This window comes from Shewanella sp. 6_MG-2023, from assembly GCF_030547195.1.
Taxonomy (GTDB): domain Bacteria; phylum Pseudomonadota; class Gammaproteobacteria; order Enterobacterales; family Shewanellaceae; genus Shewanella.
On record NZ_JAUOQU010000029.1, the window covers coordinates 48,303 to 68,346 of the forward strand.

The following is a 20,044-nucleotide window of genomic DNA, read 5'->3' on the forward strand; positions in this document are numbered from 1 at the left end:
TGAATCATTGATTCAGCTTTTTAGTTGGGCGACTCGCTATATTGCTAAAAACGCATATTAAGCGTTAGCAAATACATCTTGTAGCGATGGCACCACTTGCTTCTTACGGCTTAATACACCGTCTAGCCAGACTCGGCCTTCAACGGTTGCTTTACCGTAGGCTTTTTCAGTTAAGTCAGCGTCATCTGAAACCACTAACATTTCTGAGCCTTCTTTCATGATATCGGTTAGCAATAATAATACGCTGTGACGGTTACCTTCAGCTTTCAGCGCTGCGATATCAGCTTCTAAATCAGCTTTGATATCGTCAAATACTGATAAGTCGATAACTTCTAATTGACCGATACCCACTAGGTTACCGTTCATGTTGAAGTCTTTAAAATCACGCATGACTAAGTCACGTGCTGGCGTACCTTCAACAGCTGATTTAACTTTAAACATTTCCATGCCCACTGCTTTGAAGTCTTCAATACCGGCAATTTCAGCTAATGCTTCAACGCAGCGGATATCAGCAGTAGTACAGGTTGGAGATTTGAAAATCACAGTGTCACTTAAAATAGCGCACATCATGATGCCAGCAATGTTAGCTGGGATTTCTACTTGGTAGAAATCGTACATCATTTTAATCACTGTGTTACTACAACCTACTGGGCGGATCCAACACTCAAGCGGAGTAGAAGTGGTTAAGTCACCTAATTTATGGTGATCAACAATACCTACGATGGTTGCTTCGGCAATATCATCTGGTGCTTGAGTTAATTCAGAGTGATCAACGATATACACTTCTTCGCCAGCGTAGCTTGTTTTGTACTCTGGTGCTTCAAAACCAAATCTATCTAAGATATAGGCAGTCTCAGGTGAAAGTTCACCAAGACGGGCTGCAATAGCAGGCTCTTCAATTTGATTTTTTAAGTAAGCAAGTGCGATTGCACCGCAGATTGAATCTGAATCAGGGATCTTATGACCCACAACATACATTGCCATTTGGTACGCTCCTATAAATTTTCAGCGATTTTAACAAGAAATAACCGCCTGACCAATCTTTACCAATAAAAAAGCCCCAGAGAACGTCCTGAGGCGATTCTAATCAAGCAATATTCATCTTAAGTTGTCAGCTATTGACTAGTTATTTACTCAGTGGTCAATGCATTCACAATGGCTGTTAATTTAAAGCATAACCACCTTTAAGGTGGGCAATATTATCAAAGCCTAAACGCTGCATGGCTTGGGCGGCCACCATGGAGCGGCTACCACTGCGGCACACTAAAACCCACGGCTTGTGCTTTTGGTGTTGATGCTGCTGAATAAACTGCACTAAGCGGGTTAGTGGCACATTCTCACTGGTGCTACTGGTGGGTTGCAGCGCGTATTCATGGGGCTCACGAATATCGATGACGCTAACTTGCTGTGCTGATAAAGCGCTGCTTAAGCTCTCTGTGTTGTATTCGGTAATATTCACTTTAGCTGCAGCGTTAGCTGGCAATGCGCCGCAAAGAATTTCACTGCCAGACTCATCACACAACTGACTATCAAGCTGGGCTTTTAGGCTTTCAAATTGGCTTTGGCTTAATTGGCCATTTAAGGTGTTGGCCAGCAGTGCATTACGGCTAGATTCTGCTGCTAATGAGGTAGTGAACTCATTGTTATAGTCATGGCTGGCACAAATCAGGGTATTGTCACCGATAAGCTGATGCAGTCGCTTAAGGCTGGTAAACATGGCTTTAGCGCAGCTGCTGTCAAAGTTAGTTCTGCCGAGACTGCCCATTAAAATCGTGTCGCCAGCAAAGGCAAAGCGGCATTGCTGGCTAAGTGGTTTAGAGCTTAATACTGCCTTAGGTAATTCATCAGTCGATTTATTAGGTAATTCATTAGATAATTCATTAGATAATTCATTAGAAAATGGGTCACATAACAGCAAGCTAATACTGTCGGCGGTATGGCCTGGGGTGGCAACTTTCAGCAGTGCTTGATTGCCAATAGTGATGTACTCAAACAACTCGCCCGCTTGGGTGACGTTGCTGCAGTTTTGCGGCCAGCCTAAATGATCGCTTAATTGATCCGGCAAATGTTTGTCGGCAAGGTATTGGCGACTAGAGACATGATCGGCATGACCATGGGTGTCGATCACCGCCACTAATTCAAGTTGCTGACACTGCAATAGGGTATCTAAGCGTTCATTTAGTTCTGGCAGTGGATCGATGATGATTGCTTGCTTACTTTGTTGATCGGCATAAATCCAACTACAGCTCGGGCCTGAGCGTAATTGAACCAAACCATTTAATGGCTGTTTTTCGCTTATTTCACCACTGTCTAAAATCATACAGCTATGGGTTAATGCATTGGCGGCAGATTGAATTCTGATGCAGGCTTCATCCACCTGCGTTTGAGTCATGGCTGGGCCAAAAGACATTCTGATGGCTGATTCGCTTTGCCACTTGGGTAATCCCATGGCATCTAATACAAAGCTACGGGTGACTTTTGATGAACAAGCCGAGCCTGAGCTGACGCGAATATTGGCGGCATCAAATAAATCCATAATCTCTTTGCTACTAAAGCCTGCAATAGCAAAGTTGATGGTTGTTGGCACGCTATTGCTAAAACTGTGGTTAAACACTACGGCAGGAAAAGCACTTTTAAGGGTATCAATTAATTGTTGTTGATAAGCCCTTAAGGTGTCGACATCGGCAAACTGGCTTTTATTGGTTGATTGCGAGTTATTTAACAGCATATCGAAAATGACATTTATGGCTGCCATGCCCGGTAAGTTTTCAGTACCCGAGCGCAGGCCGCTTTCTTGGCCGCCGCCAGCAATAATCGGCGTAAATGGAGCACCTTCGCGGATATAAACAAAGCCAATGCCTTTAGGGGCATACAGTTTATGGCCGCTAAAAGGCGCGTAATCGATACTGGTGTTGGCTAAGTTTAATGCCGTTTTACCCAGTGCTTGGACACAATCAACTAACCAATAGATAGCTGGGTTGGCTTGGCGGATGATGCTATCAAGCTGAGTTAAGTCTTGGTAAACCCCTGTTTCGTTATTCACTGCCATGGTGCAAATCATTAATGCATTGGGCGCTTCTTTAGCAATAAATTCTTGATCAAGATTCCCCATATGATCAACGGGGATCGCTTTAATTTCAGCATTGATCTCAAGAATCGCATTCCAATGCTTTAAGGATTCTGGCACCGCTTTATGCTCGGTGGCGCCATATAACAAGCTGTATGTTTGATCTTGCTTGAGGCTAGTTTTAGCGGCTGCTTTAGCCGCGACTAAGGCTGAAATTATTGCGGTTTGGATCCCTTCTGTGGCGCCGCTGGTAAAAATTACGGTACCTGTGTCAGCGCCAATCACTTGTTTAGCTTTTACCCGAGTCTGCTCCATCAGGTTTTTGGCTTTAAGGCCGCTGATATGGCTACTACTTGGATTACCAAATAGGGTTTCCATGGTGGTTAATGCTGCCGTTGCAGCTTGGGGTAGCACAGGAGTTGTGGCATTAGCATCGAGATATATTTGGCTTAGTTCAGTGGCGCTTTTCATAGGGGCAAGACTCGCATGTTGATTAGTTGCTATATAGCTTTTAGTTATAACTAATTTCTTGCGGTTATATTAACAGCTTAATAACCACGATCAAGATCACATTTTTGCTTAGATTAAAAAATACAGCTATAAATTGTCATTTTAGTAAAGAGAGTTTTTAAATTGGTGTGGCGGCAACTTTGTATGGAACCAAAGGTCACTAGAGTGAACTAAGATTTGAAGTTGTTTTGTTATTGATTTTAAGAACGATAAAAAAAAAGGAACAAGGCGGTTAGCGCTTATTCCCTTTTTATTTGTGATGAGCAGACTAGGCTTAAGTTTTGCTTCAGATTTTGAAGCAGACGTAAACTCAACAGCTGACTGAAACTCAAACTCTCACTTTGATGACTACTTTTCTGACATCTTTGGCTGTATCACTGGTGCCGGGCATATGCATATCTTCAGGGAAGAAAATCGCAAACATACCCGCCTTTAAGGGTATAAAAGCCGCATTAGCTTTATTGGCTTCATAATCGTACTTACTGTAATCATGCTCATTGTGATAAGGCGCTAACGGCGCTTGATCTGCAAGTGGTAAATAGCCAAATTCTTCTTCACCGCTAACCACAAATTGCACATCAATATAACGCTGATGACTTTCAAAAGACTCAGTGTGTTTCGGTTTGGTTTGGTAATCATTGACGATAACAAATATATCTTTGCCTTCAATGGGGTAATTACCTAATTCATATTGGCTAAAATCAGTGGCTGCGAGGTGAGCAAGTGCAGTGGCTAATCTTGGGCTAATAGCATGATAAAGCTGATGATTTGCTAGGGTATCGACAATCATGATAAGTCTCTAAAAGTTAAGATAAGTCATTATCGCTTAATTTAGCATGCTGCACCATGACAGATATATTTATACAGGGCTGTGAAAATAATCAGCTTAGACAAAGCGGCGATCAGTTGGTTATGATGATAGTGCGGTTGACATGAATAGGATATCAAGTGGCAGCATTACGATTATTAGCAGGCAAAACGGCATTTGAACAAATTGAACAAAACGGCATACAGCAGTCGATGTTTACTCAATTGTTTGCAGCATCAGGTGGCCCCAAATGGATTGGCGTCGCAGGGCTCGATAAATACTTGTTCAGTGAGTTTTTTAGTGACAGGCAAGCACCACTTTATACCATGGGTGCTTCATCTGGAGCCTGGCGTTTAAGCTGTTTAGCGCAAAAGAATCCGTTAGAGGCCTATCATCGCTTTGAAGACTATTATATCGATCAGCGCTACGAGACTGTGCCTTCTCGTCAAGAGGTGACTGAGCAGGTAGAGCGAATTATTGCTGGCATATTAGGTGCTAATGGCGCCATGGATATAGTCAATAACCGTATTATTCAAAGTCATTTTGTGGTGTGTAAGGCCAAGCATTTAAATGCTGGGCGTTCCAAGGGAAAATTAGCAATGGGGCTGGCTGCTACTGCAGTGTCTAATGCTGTTAGCCGTCGCAGTTTAGCTTGGCACTTTGAAAGACTGGTATTTAGTCATCAGCAAGTTAAATCGCCTTTTTCACAATTATCCGATCTGCCCACCGAGCATGCTCAATTAACTCGCAGTAATATCAATCAAGTGCTGCTAGCCACTGGCTCTATTCCATTACTGCTCTCGCCAGTGACCCAAATCAATGGCGTTAGTGACGGTCATTATTACGATGGCGGCATTACTGATTATCACTTTGATATGCCTTTACCTGCCGCAGAAGGCTTAAGTTTATATCCGCACTTTTATCCTTACATGAGCCCTGGCTGGTTCGATAAATCACTAAAATGGCGCCGTGCTAAAAAGCATTATCATAATGCGCTGATCCTGGCGCCGACCCCAGATTTTATTGCTTCTTTGCCTTACCAGAAAATTCCTGATCGTGAAGACTTTAAAAAGCTTGATAGCGACAGTCGTATCGCTTATTGGCGCGAGTCAGTTAAGCGCAGTGAGCAACTGGCGATTGAGTTTGCCGGCATCATTGAAAACCAGTCGGTGATGAGTCATTTAGAGCGGCTTTAAGCTGCTTTATTGATTGTTCTTAACCTCCTATTTAAGGGTTATCTTAAGCGCTATCTGATCGCTTTTTGAAACTATTTCGTAAAACACCCTGTCTAATAATTAATCGCTTAAGTCTGCGTTATTTGTTAATTACAGCTATCATTAAAAAGAATGATAAGCGGATGGTGACTAGCAAATAAACTATCAAGCACTAAACTTAATTTGCTCATATCTGTGACAACTAGTTGATTATATAGGCTGAAGCGAGCTAGTTGTCATCGGCGATATAAATATGCTGCGCCTTGTGGTGTAAGCCCTAAATGAATATTTATCAGCATTTCTATGGTCTGGAGGCTGCTATGAAAACATTAGAAATGGCCTTGGTTATTCAAGAGGCGGTTATTCTTCCTGGCGGCCGCCAAGAGATCAGAGTGGTATCGCCAAATCAGCTGTTAATGGTTGCTAGTGTGCTGAAAGGAGACTACCGCTTAGCCTTAGCTGCGAGCAAAAGTAGCGGTAAAAGTAGCGGTAAAGGTAATAGCAGTCCGCCATGTTATAGCACAGCAACAGAGTGTGAGATTATCGACTTTCATCAACTCGACGATGACTCATTAAGTATTGTGATTGAAGGTCGCCAAAGGGTAAAAATTCTGTCTGCGGCGCAACTAAGGGATGGAAGTTGGATTGCGCGCACATTAGCCTGTCAAAATTGGCAAGATGAACCCATAGGCGAAAAGTTTGAAATTATTAGTGCCGCTTTAGAGCAATTTTATGAAGTAAACCCAGATTTATTGGAATTATATAATCAGGTGCATTTAGAAGATGCCACCTGGGTGAGCCAGCGTTGGTTAGAAGTGTTACCTATGTATAACAAGGATAAATTACAGCTTGTTGAGCAACCTAATTGCCACAAGACTATGGCTTTTGTGCTGCAGCTATTAAAGTCCCATGTAGATGCCTAAGTTACCGCTTTACAGCAATGACGAGCAAGTCGCTGTGATTGTATTTAACTCGCCAAGTTTGGGCTAACTGTGCTGGATTTTACTTCAAGTGGCTCGTTAACAGGAAAGCTTAGGTTCATTTATATTACTCATGTCCGTTATACTGACGGGATATGTAAGTCACTAATCATTGTAACTATGTCTTCTGATACCTCAGCTAGAGCTGCACAACCTTCTTATGTGGTGTTACCACAACTGACTCATCCTTCGAAAAATGCAGCTGCAAGTTCAACAGCGCCAAAAACCGTGGTGGAATTTTTAGTGTCGCATTTTGCGCAAATCCCACCGCAAGTGTGGTTAAAGCGGATTGAGGACGGCAAAGTGCATTGGGCAGATGGCAGCTTAATTACTGTCGATACTGCCTATAGACCTGCAACAAGGGTGTATTACTACCGAGAAGTGACAGCGGAAACCAAGATCCCTTTTGTGCAGAAAATTTTGCATCAAGATGAGCATTGTATGCTGGTGTTTAAACCACACTTTTTGCCAGTAACCCCCAGCGGAAACTTTGTTAATGAATGCTTAATCCATAGGCTCAGGATTGCCACCGGCATTGACACTATAACTCCTGCCCACCGCCTTGATAGGCCAACTGCAGGCGTCATGCTAATGACAGTTAACCCTGAGTCTAGGCATGCGTATCATGCTCTTTTTAGTGATGGCAAAATTACAAAGCAATATCAAGCGATTGCTAAGTTAACAGCGGCACTATTGGCACAATCCCAAGCGGGTGAATTAACCTTGCCAATACACTGGACGGTTAAAAATAGGATGGTGCGCTCAACCCCAAGCTTTTTAATGAAAGTGACCGAAGGTGAGCCCAATACCCATTCTGAAATTAGCCTTATTGCCATAAAAGGCGATAAAGGTTTATTTGAGCTGAGCCCGATAACCGGGAAAATGCATCAACTTAGGGTACACATGATGTCGTTGGGAATGCCGTTAGAAAACGATACTAATTATCCTACTTTAGCGCCAAAGAGTGCCGATGATTTTTCAAAACCGTTACGGTTAATTGCTAAATCACTGCAGTTTATTGACCCGATTAGCCATATTGAGCGTCAGCTGAGCTGCGAAGGCTATGAAGCTGAATTTGATCTTTAACTTGCTTGATTAAATGCTATATCAGCATGAGTCACGCGCAGCGATAACTGTTTAGTGCGCTGAATATATGAATTTTATGAGCTGTGACGAACGACTGTCGACCAATGACTCACTATTAGTGGTTTGTTTGAGCTTAGTCCGATTACAGGTAAAACTCATCAATTAAGAGTGCATATGCAAAGCATTGGTATGCCATTGCTTAACGACAGGTTTTACCCTGTGCTACAACCGAAAGGACCTGATAACTTTGCTAATCCACTAAAGTTATTGGCACAACGATTACAGTTTATTGATCCTATTACACAGCAAAGTAATGATTGGCGCTGTGATGAATTAAATTTCAATTAATATAGATATTTACACTACCGTAACAAACTCAGTCAGGTTATATTGTGACTAATTTATAGGATTTAGGTGCTGTCATGGAACGAATCACATATTGCCTGATTTTTTTAGTTGCATTACTTATCAGTGTTGGTTTACTGCGTGGTGTCGATCATTTATTGGCCAAGCAAGTCATTGCCCGTGACGCAGCAATTTTAACGGATAAGTTTGAGCACTTAATTAAAACCAGTGCGGCAGAATTAAATGAATTACCCGAAATCACTTTTGATTCGTTTGTGTGTAGCACTGAGGTAGAGGCGCAGTTAAAGCGCGCAGTATTTGATGCAAGCTTTATTCGTTGGATTGGCGTAACGAAAGGGCTAAATATATATTGTGAATCTAACGAGATTATTCGAGAACTTCACGATGTGAAACATCATCAAATTAGTGAAACCTATAGTTTAGGGATACTAGAGTCTGAAAGTGATCAGCATCTGGAATTAGTGCTTATTCGCAATATGGGGGATATTTTTTACGCCGCGAGCATACTCCCGTTAGAGCCGAGTTATTTTGTTCCGATGAGCTGCGAGAAATGTTTAGAATATCGATTATCGTTCGATTCGAGTCCTTTTTTAACATTTGGTTTTGAAAGCTTTGATGGTGATTATTACGTGAGTGAGGCGGTTAACTTAACCACTGACTATTTTGACGCAACCTTTGAATTATCAGGTAATCGTGAGTTTTATGAGCAATATACCTACTTTTCTTGGTGGATTGTTTTAATCATTGCCAGCATTTTGGCTTCTTGGGTCTCGTATATCGCCCGTTTATGGTTTAACCATAGTCAATCTGTTCATAGCCAAATTATTCAAGGGATTAAGCGGTCTGAGTTTATTCCTTTTTATCAGCCTATTGTCGATTCTCGCAGTCAAAAAGTCATTGGTGCAGAAGTGCTCATGCGTTGGCAACGGCAAGATGGCAGTTTAATGCCACCGAATCAGTTTATTCCTTACGCAGAAGCCAATGGCTTAATTGTTGATATGACCAAGGTATTGTTGGCGCATGTTTTTAATGATGTTAAGCAACTTGCGGTTACACGAGAACCATTATTTTTTAGCGTTAATATTGTGCCAGAGCATTTAGATAATGATGATTTGTATCAACTGCTAAAAGGCGTTGTTGAATCAGGCGAGTTGAAACAACATCGTATTTCATTAGAAATCACTGAGCGTCATCCTATTAGTGACTTAGTTGCTGCGCGTAAAATGTTAGATAAGTTTTATGCTATCGGCATAGATTTAAAATTAGATGATGCCGGCACGGGTTATGGGGGTTTTAGCTATGTGCAAAATTTAGGCATTAGTACCCTCAAAATTGACAAAATGTTTGTTGATACCATAGGTCATCAAGATAACTTTAATGCGAAAACCATTGAAGCCATTATTTCATTTGCGCAAAAATCCAATTTAAACATCATTGCAGAAGGTGTAGAAAGCCATGAGCAAGTGGCTTATTTAAGTGAGCATGGTGTTTACTCTATTCAAGGCTATGTGTTCTCTAAACCTTTATCATTTGATGATTTTTGTGCTGGTTACAGCCATTAACAGTGAATGATATTAGCGACCAGTGCTTATTTTAACGTATGTAGCCGCGAGTGAATCGCGGCTTTTTATTGTCAGTAATTTAATGGTTACATCTGGTAATGTTTGGCGTTTTATTGTGCTAAATGAAATGTAAATTGCATAAATATGGCTTAAATTGGAATGCTTTGTAGAGCGGGCTGACTATAAAAGCCGTTGCCGAGGCTGTTTAATTAATGATCATTGAGTGGGGAGGCTAAAGAGGTAAACTAAAATCGCTTACTCATTTTAATGACAGTAATGTTTAGATTTTGGAAATAACTTTACGTTGTCGAGCTAACGTAGTGAACTGACGTATTTGATAGGGGGTATATTGAGCAGAAAAAGCCTAAATGCGGCAGGTGTATTGCTGTTATCAGCGAGTTTAGCGCCGATTAGCGTAACAGCAGATCAAATTTATTTTAGCTTCGATAATGATATCGTTACCGGCTCAGATGGTGATTACTCCAATGGTTTTGTCATAGGTTGGCATGCAAAGCCAGAACACAATTTTTCAGCGGCAGCATCGGTCTTTCAATGGCAGTCTGCACTTTTATTCCCCCAACAAACACAGCAAGCACACCGTGGGGCTCAGTTATATAGCCGAATGTGGACCCCAATTGAAATCGCCTATGACTATCCACAATCAGAAGAAAGACCTTATGCAGGTCTATTGGAGTTAGAAAGCTATACCGGTGTGTTTAGCCCATCACTGGCACAAAAAAATTGGTTGTCTGTTGGTGTTATGGGACCTGCGTCAGGGGCTGAAATGCTGCAATCAGTGGTGCATAAAATTACCTCATCAACTAAACCGGGTGGCTGGGATTATCAAATAGAGAATCAGCTGACATTTCAACTTGCCTATGAAGTCGAAGCTTTACTCACTCGTCAGCAAGCATTTGAAAATAGTCAGTGGGATTTAAGCGCATTTAATCATTCGATGGCTGGGAATTTTCGTTCTCAATCGAGTGTCGGTCTCACCTTGCGTTGGGGTGATGACTTAGACCAAACCTTTGGCCAACTTTCAAGTCAGGCTGGTCACTTAGGAAATTATACTCATTCCGCTAACTCTGATGGTAGCTGGACGGCTTATGCAAGGGTGCAGGCTGGATATCGGTTTAATGATTTAACCATTGATGGTGATTTACCCTATGACTCATCGCTTGAAATCAAGCATGAACAAGCGCAAGCAAGTTTAGGGGTGATATGGGCATTTCCCACATGGTCTGTGAGTTGGAGCTTTGATTTTTATAGCAAAGAATATCAATCAGATGTCGATGACTGGCATGGCTATGGGGTGATTAGTTACACTAAAGTGCTTTAATTCTGGTTATAAAAAACGATGTTTAAAAGGCGCACCATGATTCATCATGGTGCGCCTTTTCAGTCTATTACAGAGTTATTATGACTAAAGTTTTTTAGACCTGATTGTGCATGTCATTTAATGCTTGATGTAGCAAATCATCGTCATTAGCCTGATTAGTATCACTTTGATCAGGTTGGTCATTTAAATCTGCCAATAACTCATCTTTATGCTGCTGATGGTTATCATCATCTAACGGGTTTTCAAAAGCGTCGACCTGATTGGCATCTAACATATCGGCATCAGGTGCCGCTAGTGTTTCCGCCACATTAGCTAAATCATTCACTACTGTTGCTTGTGGAGTTGGATTCATATCAGCATGACTAACGCCTACCATCTGTAGATAGTGATCAATAGGAGAACTCGCCCCGGACTGGTTAAGTGAATGAGCACCTTCGGGATGCTCGGGGCTGCTTTCATCATCAGCGCCAATATGCGCTAGCACCTCATCAAATGAAGGTTCATCTTCAGTGATGCTTGCGCTAAAAGTCATTATGTCGTCAGGTACGTCGTTCATGTCCGCTGCAGGTGGCGGAGCGGCAGATGTATCGGGTGTGATTGTCATGCCAACAAGGTGAGTAGAGGTTTGGTTATGACCACTGTGGCCATGAACATAAGTCACATCTACATTCACTTTGACATCAACATTGGACGCATGTGCATCATGATACACAACTTGAAATACGTCATGATGTTCTTCTGAAGTGGTTTGCCCTGCCCAATGGCTGCCGCCTGTCGCCTTATTACCGGCAGTCGGAGCTTGCCTATAAACATAGTCCACGTGGCCAGTTACGGGATCGATGCTTAAGGTACCGTATTGGCCTTGCAAACTGGTTGAAGTATGACCGTGGCCATCAGTGATTGCCCACCCAGCGCCAGATAAACTAGGGCTGAGCTGTTGTATTATTGGAGGTGCAACCAGATCGCCTGAGATATGTGAGCCAATGCTACCACTACCTGTTGGTGTGGGGGGGGTCTTAAAGCTCAAAGTGGGTACAGGGTTAGCGCTATCGCTAATAAACAGAGGGCTGTGTATTGATGCTAAATTACCCGCTAAATCTTGAACAGATGCGGTGACATCAACCGTTCCCCCTGGCAGCGCCTGAACCTCCGCTGCGGTTAATGAAGTGTGCCAAGCGCCTTGAGTTACCACGGCTTGATGCTGCTGACCCGCAATCGTTACTGTAACCGTTTGCCCATCTTCAACGCCAGATACTGTACCGGTTATATCAACCGCTTGCTGGTGTTCGCTGGCTTCAATGATATTGTCGCTAGTGATTGGGTTAACCCTAATGGCCGCGTTAGTATCGGTGCTGTAGTGATGATTATCCGTCGCAGTAGCGTTGTTTCCTGCTGTATCCGTTATGGTGACTGATGCGCTAATGTTGGTGTGGCTGCTCAGTTGATTGGCTGGGATGTCGATTGAGAATCTATGTTGTGCATCCACGGCGCCAGTGTAAGTGTGTGTGCCTAGTGTAAGGGTGATATTGTCGCCAACGCTGACTTCACTCCCCACAGTACCAGTGACTGGCACGCTGCCACTGAGCTCGGCCTGATTGAGCACGTCATCAGCAGTGATAGGGTCAAGGCTAATGTGTGGCGCTGCTACATTAGTGTCTAGCGTAAAATCAATACTGGTGGCTTTTGATGTGTGCCCAGCGTTGTCAGTTTGCCTTACCTGTAGCTGATTAAGTCCCTCGACAGGAGTAAATTGGCTGCTCCAATGGGCACCACCATCTGTGGAATACTCCACCTGCATTCCAGCGGTTTGACCTGAGATGCTAAGCGCCCCATCTTGAGTGATCAAGTCTGTGGCCGAGCTGCCGGTATCATGGGCCAGCGAGACTGCTAATGGCGCAATAATGATCGGGGCTTGGTAAGGGTCTATATGAATAGTTAAGTTGTTCTGACTATTGTCTGCATAATCACCATTCGTGTCTGTGACGCGGTAGATAAGATTAGGCACTTGCCCGCTAAATTGACTGTTTGGGGTAAAGGTGTAGTCGCCGTTGGCTGAAATTGCGATAACCCCAACACCAGTAATGTTATGAGTTTGCCCAGCTTGAACCGTTACATAGTGATGCGTTACTGGGTCTTGAAATTGCATATCATCAAGCACTAACTGTGCGCCATCATCAACATCCGTAGCCCCCTGCAGTAAGTTGCCTGTAACGGGGCCGTTATTCTGCTGAGAATGTGGGTTAAAACTGTGGATGATTGGACGATCACTGGTGCCTGTGACGACGACTTGAGCTTGCTGCTGCGATGTCTGCACATTGCTACCAGCTCCTTGTTGTAGCTCATACTTAATGTCAACTTTTAAGGCGATGCCGTTGGCCAAATGGTTGTAGCTATTGTGCGCCGGATCGACCTGTAATGTATGGCCGTCGCCGGCTAGCATAAAGCCATCGGGTACCTGATTAGTGTAATGAACACCGTCGGTCGAAAATTGCATGTGGCTTACAGTGCCACTGCTCAGTCCACCGAGTAAATCGAGAGATTTAACCGCGCCACCTTCATTAACGCTCACGCTTGGCGTGTCATCATGGCCATGAATTTGCACATTGATGGTGTGGCTAGCAGTGCCGTCCGGTGAGGTAAGGGTAAAGCTTTCGGTCACAACTTGCCCGGCAACCAAACCATTAGTGGTAGCGAGTGAATTGTCTAAGGTATAAGACCAATTGCCTTGCTGATCCATTGACAGATAACCATACTGCCCCGCTAACTGGCTGATTGTGGCAAACTGATTTTCGCCACTGTCGACATCTGTCAGTGTTAACTGCCCCGTCAGACGACTCGTTGCACCATCTTCGAAGATATCGACGTTCGATGATGCTTGTGACTGGCCATTGATCAGGGCTGCATCGTTCACCGCTGCGAGCGTGGTGCTAGCAGCTGTATGGGTCACACCACCGTGGGCATCCTTAACGTCATAGCTAAAATGGACATCGCCGTTATAGTCTTTTTCTGGGCTAAAGGTAAAGGTGCCATCGCCATTAATTAATATCGAACCATGGTCGGCCTGTAGGTTTTCAATGGATAATTTGCCAATATCGTTGTCATCGATATCAGTTGTGTTAGCCAGTAGCTGTGCTGGGGTGAGGACTATCTGGGTATCTTCTAAGCCATTCGCTAAACGTACTTCAGCTGATGCAACTGGGGCATCATTGGTGCCATGAACGGTCACTGTGATATCTTTTTTAGCACTGCCATCAATAGATTCAACGGTAAAGGTTTGCTGGAAGCTTTCCCCTGCGCCTAAATGTTGGACTTTATCATTGTCAATATCGTATGACCAATGGCCCTTTGCGTTGATATTGAACCGACCACCTTCGGCGGTGGTGATGGTTTGTGCAATAAAACCGGCTTGGTCGTGATCGGGGTCAATCACGTGTAACGTGCCGCCACTGCTGAGCTGATTAGTGGTATTGCCAAAGGAAGTGTGATCTTCGTAAACATGATTATTGAGGCTGGAGTAGGGCGTCACTGCAATTTTTGCTTGGTTATCTTCACCGGTCACCTTCACCATAATGGTGAGCTTTTGACCATCATTGGTTTCGATTTCGTAGGGGAGCTCCATCGACTCGCCAGCATGTAGGCTACCAATGAGATCGTCCGCATGACGATTGGTAACAGCTTCTAATCTGAATTGATAAGTGCCATTAGGCCAAACATCAAGGTGACCAGGCTCAACCCCTTGGCCTAAATACTTCCCGCTAAAAACAAACTGAGTGTTATCACCACTATCAGGGTCAATTAGCTGAAGCTGGCCTCTATAGAATTTAAATTCACTATCCAGCGCTTGTGTTTCAGTGAGCTGAATGACATTAGAAACCAGTGTGGCTTTATCATCTGTCCCGGCAATCGTAAGCGTGGCGGTTTGTTGCGTACTTCCACCATGGCCATCTTCTACTTGATAAGTGATAGCGAGTTGTTGCGACTGACCATTGGCCAAATGGTTAAATGCGGGATCAGTGGCATCAACAATTAACGTATGCCCATCAGTATCTAAGGTAATGCCCGTTGGAAGTTGGCTCGACTGAGGTTGACCATCGATGGCATATTCAAGGTGGCTGATGGTTAAAGCGTCGCCCTCTTTATCTGTGGCACCTATTAGCAGATTGAGGGTGTGATGATTATCGGCCCCCTCACTGACACTGTCTGTTAAAGGCGTCACATCAGGGTTGTCGTTAACCGCAGCCAAGTTGGTGGTTGCACTGGTGTGGGTCACACCACCGTGGGCATCCTTAACGTCATAGCTAAAATGGACATCGCCGTTATAGTCTTTTTCTGGCGTAAAGGTAAAGGTGCCATCGCCATTAATTAATATCGAACCATGGTCGGCGTGTAGGTTTTCAATGGTTAGTTTACCGGCGTCATTGGCATCCACATCGACTGTATTCGCTAATAGTTGCGCGGTGGTTAAGGTTTGGCGTGTATCTTCGCTGCCACTTTGTAGCACCACTTCAGATGAACAGTAAGGTCTGTCGTTACTGCCGTGAATGGTGATGACAATATCGTGTGTTGTACCATCTTTTGAGTGAACCGTAATAGTATCGGTTAGGCTTTGGCCTTCACCAAGCTGGTCAATTGCAGTGCCACGCGTTGTGGGCCTAGCACCTATACCTGATAGATGCCCAGCATCGGCATGGTAATGCCAGGTGCCATCGGTGAGTAAGATTAGATCGCCATAGGTGCCGTGATAGTCGTAACCATTGCTGCCTTGGCGTTCAAATCCTGACTCGCCTACATCGGGGTCTGTAATGGTCAGCTTGCCATCCGCATAGAGTGTTGTATTGCCAAGTGTGGCTATGCCTGAGTGAGCATAGTCAGGTGACATGTCGACACCCGCGCTGCTTTCGGTTATTGAACCAGTATCAACGCCAGCGATTTGGGCAGCATCGCCAACCGCCGAGAGCGTCGTTGATGCGCCAGTGTGGGTCACACCACCGTGGGCATCTTTGACGTCATAGCTAAAATGGACATCGCCGTTATAGTCTTTTTCTGGGCTAAAGGTGAAGGTGCCATCGCCATTGTTTAGAATGGAACCATGGTTGGCGTGTAGGTTTTCAATGGTTAGTTTACCGGCATCGTTTTTATCGACGTCCACGGTATTGGCAAGTAGTTGTGCTGTCGTCAGAGTTTGGCGGGTATCTTCGCTGCCACTTTGTAGTACGACCTCGGATGAGCAATAGGGGCGGTCATTACTGCCATGAATGGTGATGACAATATCGTGTGTTGTACCATCTTTTGAGTGGACTGTAATCGTATCGGTTAGGCTTTGGCCTTCACCAAGCTGGTCAATTGCAGTGCCACGCGTTGTGGGCCTAGCACCTATACCTGATAGATGCCCAGCATCGGCATGGTAATGCCAGGTGCCATCGGTGAGTAAGATTAGATCGCCATAGGTGCCGTGATAGTCGTAACCATTGCTGCCTTGGCGTTCAAATCCTGACTCGCCTACATCGGGGTCTGTAATGGTCAGCTTGCCATCCGCATAGAGTGTTGTATTGCCAAGTGTGGCTATGCCTGAGTGAGCATAGTCAGGTGACATGTCGACACCCGCGCTGTTTTCGGTTATTGAACCAGTATCAACGCCAGTGATAATTGCAGCATCACCCACTGCCGCGAGCGTGGTTGACGCACCTGTATGGGTGATACCGCCGTGGGCATCTTTGACATCGTAATTAAAATGCACCGAGCCGTTATAGTCTGTTTCAGGCGTAAAGGTGAAGCTACCATCGGCATTGTTCAAAATGGAGCCGTGGTCGGCATGCAGGTTTTCAATTGTGAGTAATCCAGCATCGTTTGTATCGACGTCCACGGTATTAGCCAGCAGTTGTGCGGTAGTCAGAGTTTGGCGGGTATCTTCGCTGCCATTTACAATCACAACTTCAGATGAACAGTAAGGGCGGTCATTATCACCATGAATGGTAATAACAATGTCGTGGGAAGTACCATCTTTTGATTGGATAGTGATTGTATCAGTTAATGTTTGTCCTTCTCCGAGTTTATCTATAGTAGAGCCAATAGTTGTTTTTCTATTGCCGACCCAATCTACGCTGCCAACCGTCACGTCATAATGCCAAGTTCCATCACTGTTTAACAATAAATGTCCATATTGTCCGTGGTATGAATTGTTCCAAGCACCGCCTTTAGAGTCAAACTGTGATTCACCAGTATCAGGGTCAACAATATCTAACTTGCCATCAGCGGTTAATGCAGCTTGTCCAAGTTTAGCCATACCAGGTTGTGCATAATCTGGTGACATATCGCCAAAACTGCCATGACCTTCATCAACGTCACCTGTTGAAATTCCAGTAATAACAGCTTTATCGTCAGTGCCATTGATGGTGACTGTGATCTGTTGCTCGGTGCCATCTATAGAATGAACGACTAAGGTATCAGTTACCGTTTCACCTGTTTTTAAACTTTGAATAGATGGTTGTGAATTATCAGCCGTATAAGTCCAGTGACCTAATTCATTTAACGCCAGTGAGCCAAATTGTCCTTGTTGTACTGTGGCTTGGAATTGATTTTGACCATTATCAACATCAGTAACGGTTAATGCGCCATCAACATGCAGTTGTCCTTGATGGACGTCTTTGTCTTCGGTTAATTGTGCTGAACTTGTACCGCCAATCACCGCTTTATCATCTGTGCCGTTAATGGTGACAGTGATTTTTTGTTCAGTGCCGTCAACACTATGAACAACTAGCGTATCGGTGAGCGACTCGCCAGTTTTCAGACCTCGAATCGCTGGCTGAGAATTATCAGCAGTGTAAGTCCAATAACCTAATTCATTTAAAGAAAGCGCACCAAATTGACCTTGTTGCACAGTGGCCTGGAATTGGTTTTGTCCTGTATCGACATCAGTAACAGTGAGGGCACCATCGACATGAAGTTGTCCTTGATGGACGTCTTTGTCTTCGGTTAATTGTGCGGTACTTGTTCCTGCAACCACGGCTTTATCATCAGTGCCATTAATGGTGACGGTAACTTTCTGCTCAGTGCCATCGACTGAATGAACTATGAGAGTATCCGTTAATGATTCGCCAGTTTTAAGGCCTTGAATGTTCGGCTGCGAGTTATCGGCGGCATAGGTCCAATGGCCTAAATTGTTAATCGATAACGTGCCGAACTGACCTTGTAGTGAGGTGGCGGTAAATTGGCTTTGACCTGCATCGAGGTCCGTTACCGTCAGCGCACCATCGACGCGAAGCTGTCCACCATGAACGTCTTTATCTTCAGTTAAGTTGGCGGTGGAGGTGCCCGCAATCAAGGCTTTGTCGTCAGTACCATTGATGGTGACTGTAATTTTTTGCTCAGTGCCATCAACCGAATGAACTAATACTGTATCGGTAACGGTTCCACCCGTTTTAAGACCTTGAATACTCGGCTGCGAGTTATCGGCGGTATAGGTCCAGTGACCTAATTCATTGATTGATAGAGTACCAAACTGACCTTGTAGTGAGGTGGCTTGGAATTGGTTTTGTCCTGAATCGACATCAGTAACGGTTAACGTCCCGTCAACGCGGAGTTGTCCACCGTGAACGTCTTTATCTTCAGTTAGCTGTGCTGTTGAAGTACCCGCAATCACCGCTTTATCATCTGTGCCGTTAATGGTGACAGTGATTTTTTTCTCAGTGCCGTCAACCGAGTGAACTAATACTGTATCAGTAACTGACTCACCTGTTTTTAAACCTTGAATGGCTGTCTGAGAGTTATCGGCGGTATAGGTCCAGTGACCTAATTCATTGATTGATAGAGTACCAAACTGACCTTGCTGAACACTCGCCAGGAATTGGTTTTGTCCTGAATCGACATCAGTAACAGTGAGTGCGCCATCGACATGCAGTTGTCCTTGATGGACGTCTTTATCTTCGGTTAATTGTGCTGAACTTGTACCACCAATGACCGCTTTATCATCAGTGCCGTTAATGGTCACAGTAACTTTTTGTTCAGTGCCATCAACAGAATGAACTAATAAAGTATCGGTTAGTGACTCGCCAGTTTTAAGACCTTGAATACTCGGCTGAGAGTTGTCAGCAATGTAAGTCCAATGGCCTAAATCGTTTATGGATAAGCTGCCGAATTGACCTTGTTGCACTGTGGCCTGGAATTGGTTTTGTCCTGAATCTACATCGGTTACTGTGAGTGCGCCATCGACATGCAGTTGTCCTTGATGGACGTCTTTATCTTCGGTTAATTGTGCGGTACTTGTTCCTGCAACCACGGCTTTATCATCAGTACCGTTAATAGTAACGGTAACTTTTTGTTCAGTGCCATCGACTGAATGAACTAATAAAGTATCGGTGAATGACTCGCCTGTTTTAAGGCCTTGAATCGCTGGTTGAGAATTATCAGCGGTATAGGTCCAATGGCCTAAACTGTTAATCGATAACGTGCCGAACTGACCTTGCAATGATGTCGCTGAAAACTGAGCTTGGCCGTTATCTAAATCGGTAACAGTGAGTGCACCATCTACTCGAAGCTGGCCAGAGTGAACATCTTGATCTTCGGTTAAACTGGCTGTTGATGTGCCACCAATAACCGCTTTATCATCAGTGCCGTTAATGGTCACAGTGATTTTTTGTTCAGTGCCATCGATGCTGTGAACGATTAAGGTATCAGTAACTGACTCACCGGTTTTTAAACCTTGAATGGCTGTTTGTGAGTTATCAGCAGTGTAGATCCAGTGACCTAACTCATTGATTGATAGAGTACCAAACTGACCTTGTAATGAGGTGGCGGTAAATTGGCTTTGACCTGCATCGAGGTCCGTTACCGTCAGCGCACCATCGACGCGAAGCTGCCCACCATGCACGTCTTTATCTTCAGTTAAGCTGGCGGTTGAGGTGCCCGCAATCAAGGCTTTATCATCAGTGCCGTTAATGGTCACAGTGATTTTTTGTTCTGTGCCATCAACCGAATGAACTAATACTGTATCAGTAACTGACTCACCTGTTTTTAAACCTTGAATGGCTGTTTGTGAGTTATCAGCGGTGTAGGTCCAGTGACCTAATTCATTGATTGATAGAGTACCAAACTGACCTTGTAGTGAGGTGGCTTG

General features: G+C 44.2%; 9 protein-coding genes and 1 pseudogene. 6 read left to right on the forward strand and 4 right to left on the reverse strand.

The genetic code is table 11. The features are described 5' to 3' along the window. Positions 1 to 57: 57 nt before the first annotated feature. From Q4533_RS15835 to Q4533_RS15845, 3 genes are all read right to left on the reverse strand, one after another. Positions 58 to 984 carry a manganese-dependent inorganic pyrophosphatase gene (locus Q4533_RS15835; protein WP_102476533.1) on the reverse strand — a complete coding sequence of 309 codons (927 nt, stop codon included), beginning with the start codon at positions 982 to 984 and terminating at the stop codon, positions 58 to 60. A 178-nt stretch (positions 985 to 1,162) separates the two neighbouring features. Beyond that, positions 1,163 to 3,538: an aminotransferase class V-fold PLP-dependent enzyme gene (locus Q4533_RS15840; protein ID WP_303503265.1), complete on the reverse strand. Its 2,376-nt coding sequence runs from the start codon at positions 3,536 to 3,538 to the stop codon at positions 1,163 to 1,165. A gap of 367 nt (positions 3,539 to 3,905) precedes the next feature. Beyond that, on the reverse strand, positions 3,906 to 4,367 hold the full coding sequence (locus Q4533_RS15845) for a YhcH/YjgK/YiaL family protein (RefSeq protein WP_303503267.1): 462 nt from the start codon (positions 4,365 to 4,367) through the stop codon (positions 3,906 to 3,908). A gap of 158 nt (positions 4,368 to 4,525) precedes the next feature. Here Q4533_RS15845 and Q4533_RS15850 point away from each other — a divergent pair, with 158 nt between their 5' ends. The 6 genes and pseudogenes from Q4533_RS15850 (at position 4,526) to Q4533_RS15875 (ending at position 10,932) form a co-directional block, all read left to right on the forward strand. Next, positions 4,526 to 5,581, forward strand: coding sequence for an alpha/beta hydrolase (locus Q4533_RS15850; RefSeq protein ID WP_303503269.1), 1,056 nt, complete (start codon positions 4,526 to 4,528; stop codon positions 5,579 to 5,581). A gap of 338 nt (positions 5,582 to 5,919) precedes the next feature. Beyond that, positions 5,920 to 6,522, forward strand: coding sequence for an LON peptidase substrate-binding domain-containing protein (locus tag Q4533_RS15855; protein WP_102476537.1), 603 nt, complete (start codon positions 5,920 to 5,922; stop codon positions 6,520 to 6,522). Between the two features lie 177 nt (positions 6,523 to 6,699). Then, positions 6,700 to 7,665 carry a pseudouridine synthase gene (locus tag Q4533_RS15860; protein WP_303503271.1) on the forward strand — a complete coding sequence of 322 codons (966 nt, stop codon included), beginning with the start codon at positions 6,700 to 6,702 and terminating at the stop codon, positions 7,663 to 7,665. Between the two features lie 120 nt (positions 7,666 to 7,785). Continuing rightward, a pseudogene (locus tag Q4533_RS15865) lies at positions 7,786 to 8,013 on the forward strand (pseudouridine synthase); the annotation flags it as partial. 74 nt (positions 8,014 to 8,087) lie between these two features. Then, a complete protein-coding gene (locus Q4533_RS15870) occupies positions 8,088 to 9,593 on the forward strand; it encodes an EAL domain-containing protein (protein WP_303503273.1) in 1,506 nt (501 codons plus the stop codon). A 349-nt stretch (positions 9,594 to 9,942) separates the two neighbouring features. Further along, positions 9,943 to 10,932: a lipid A deacylase LpxR family protein gene (locus Q4533_RS15875; RefSeq protein ID WP_241904054.1), complete on the forward strand. Its 990-nt coding sequence runs from the start codon at positions 9,943 to 9,945 to the stop codon at positions 10,930 to 10,932. A 94-nt stretch (positions 10,933 to 11,026) separates the two neighbouring features. Here Q4533_RS15875 and Q4533_RS15880 read toward each other — a convergent pair. Continuing rightward, a partial coding sequence (locus Q4533_RS15880) for a VCBS domain-containing protein (RefSeq protein WP_303503275.1) occupies positions 11,027 to 20,044 on the reverse strand: 9,018 nt, incomplete at its 5' end.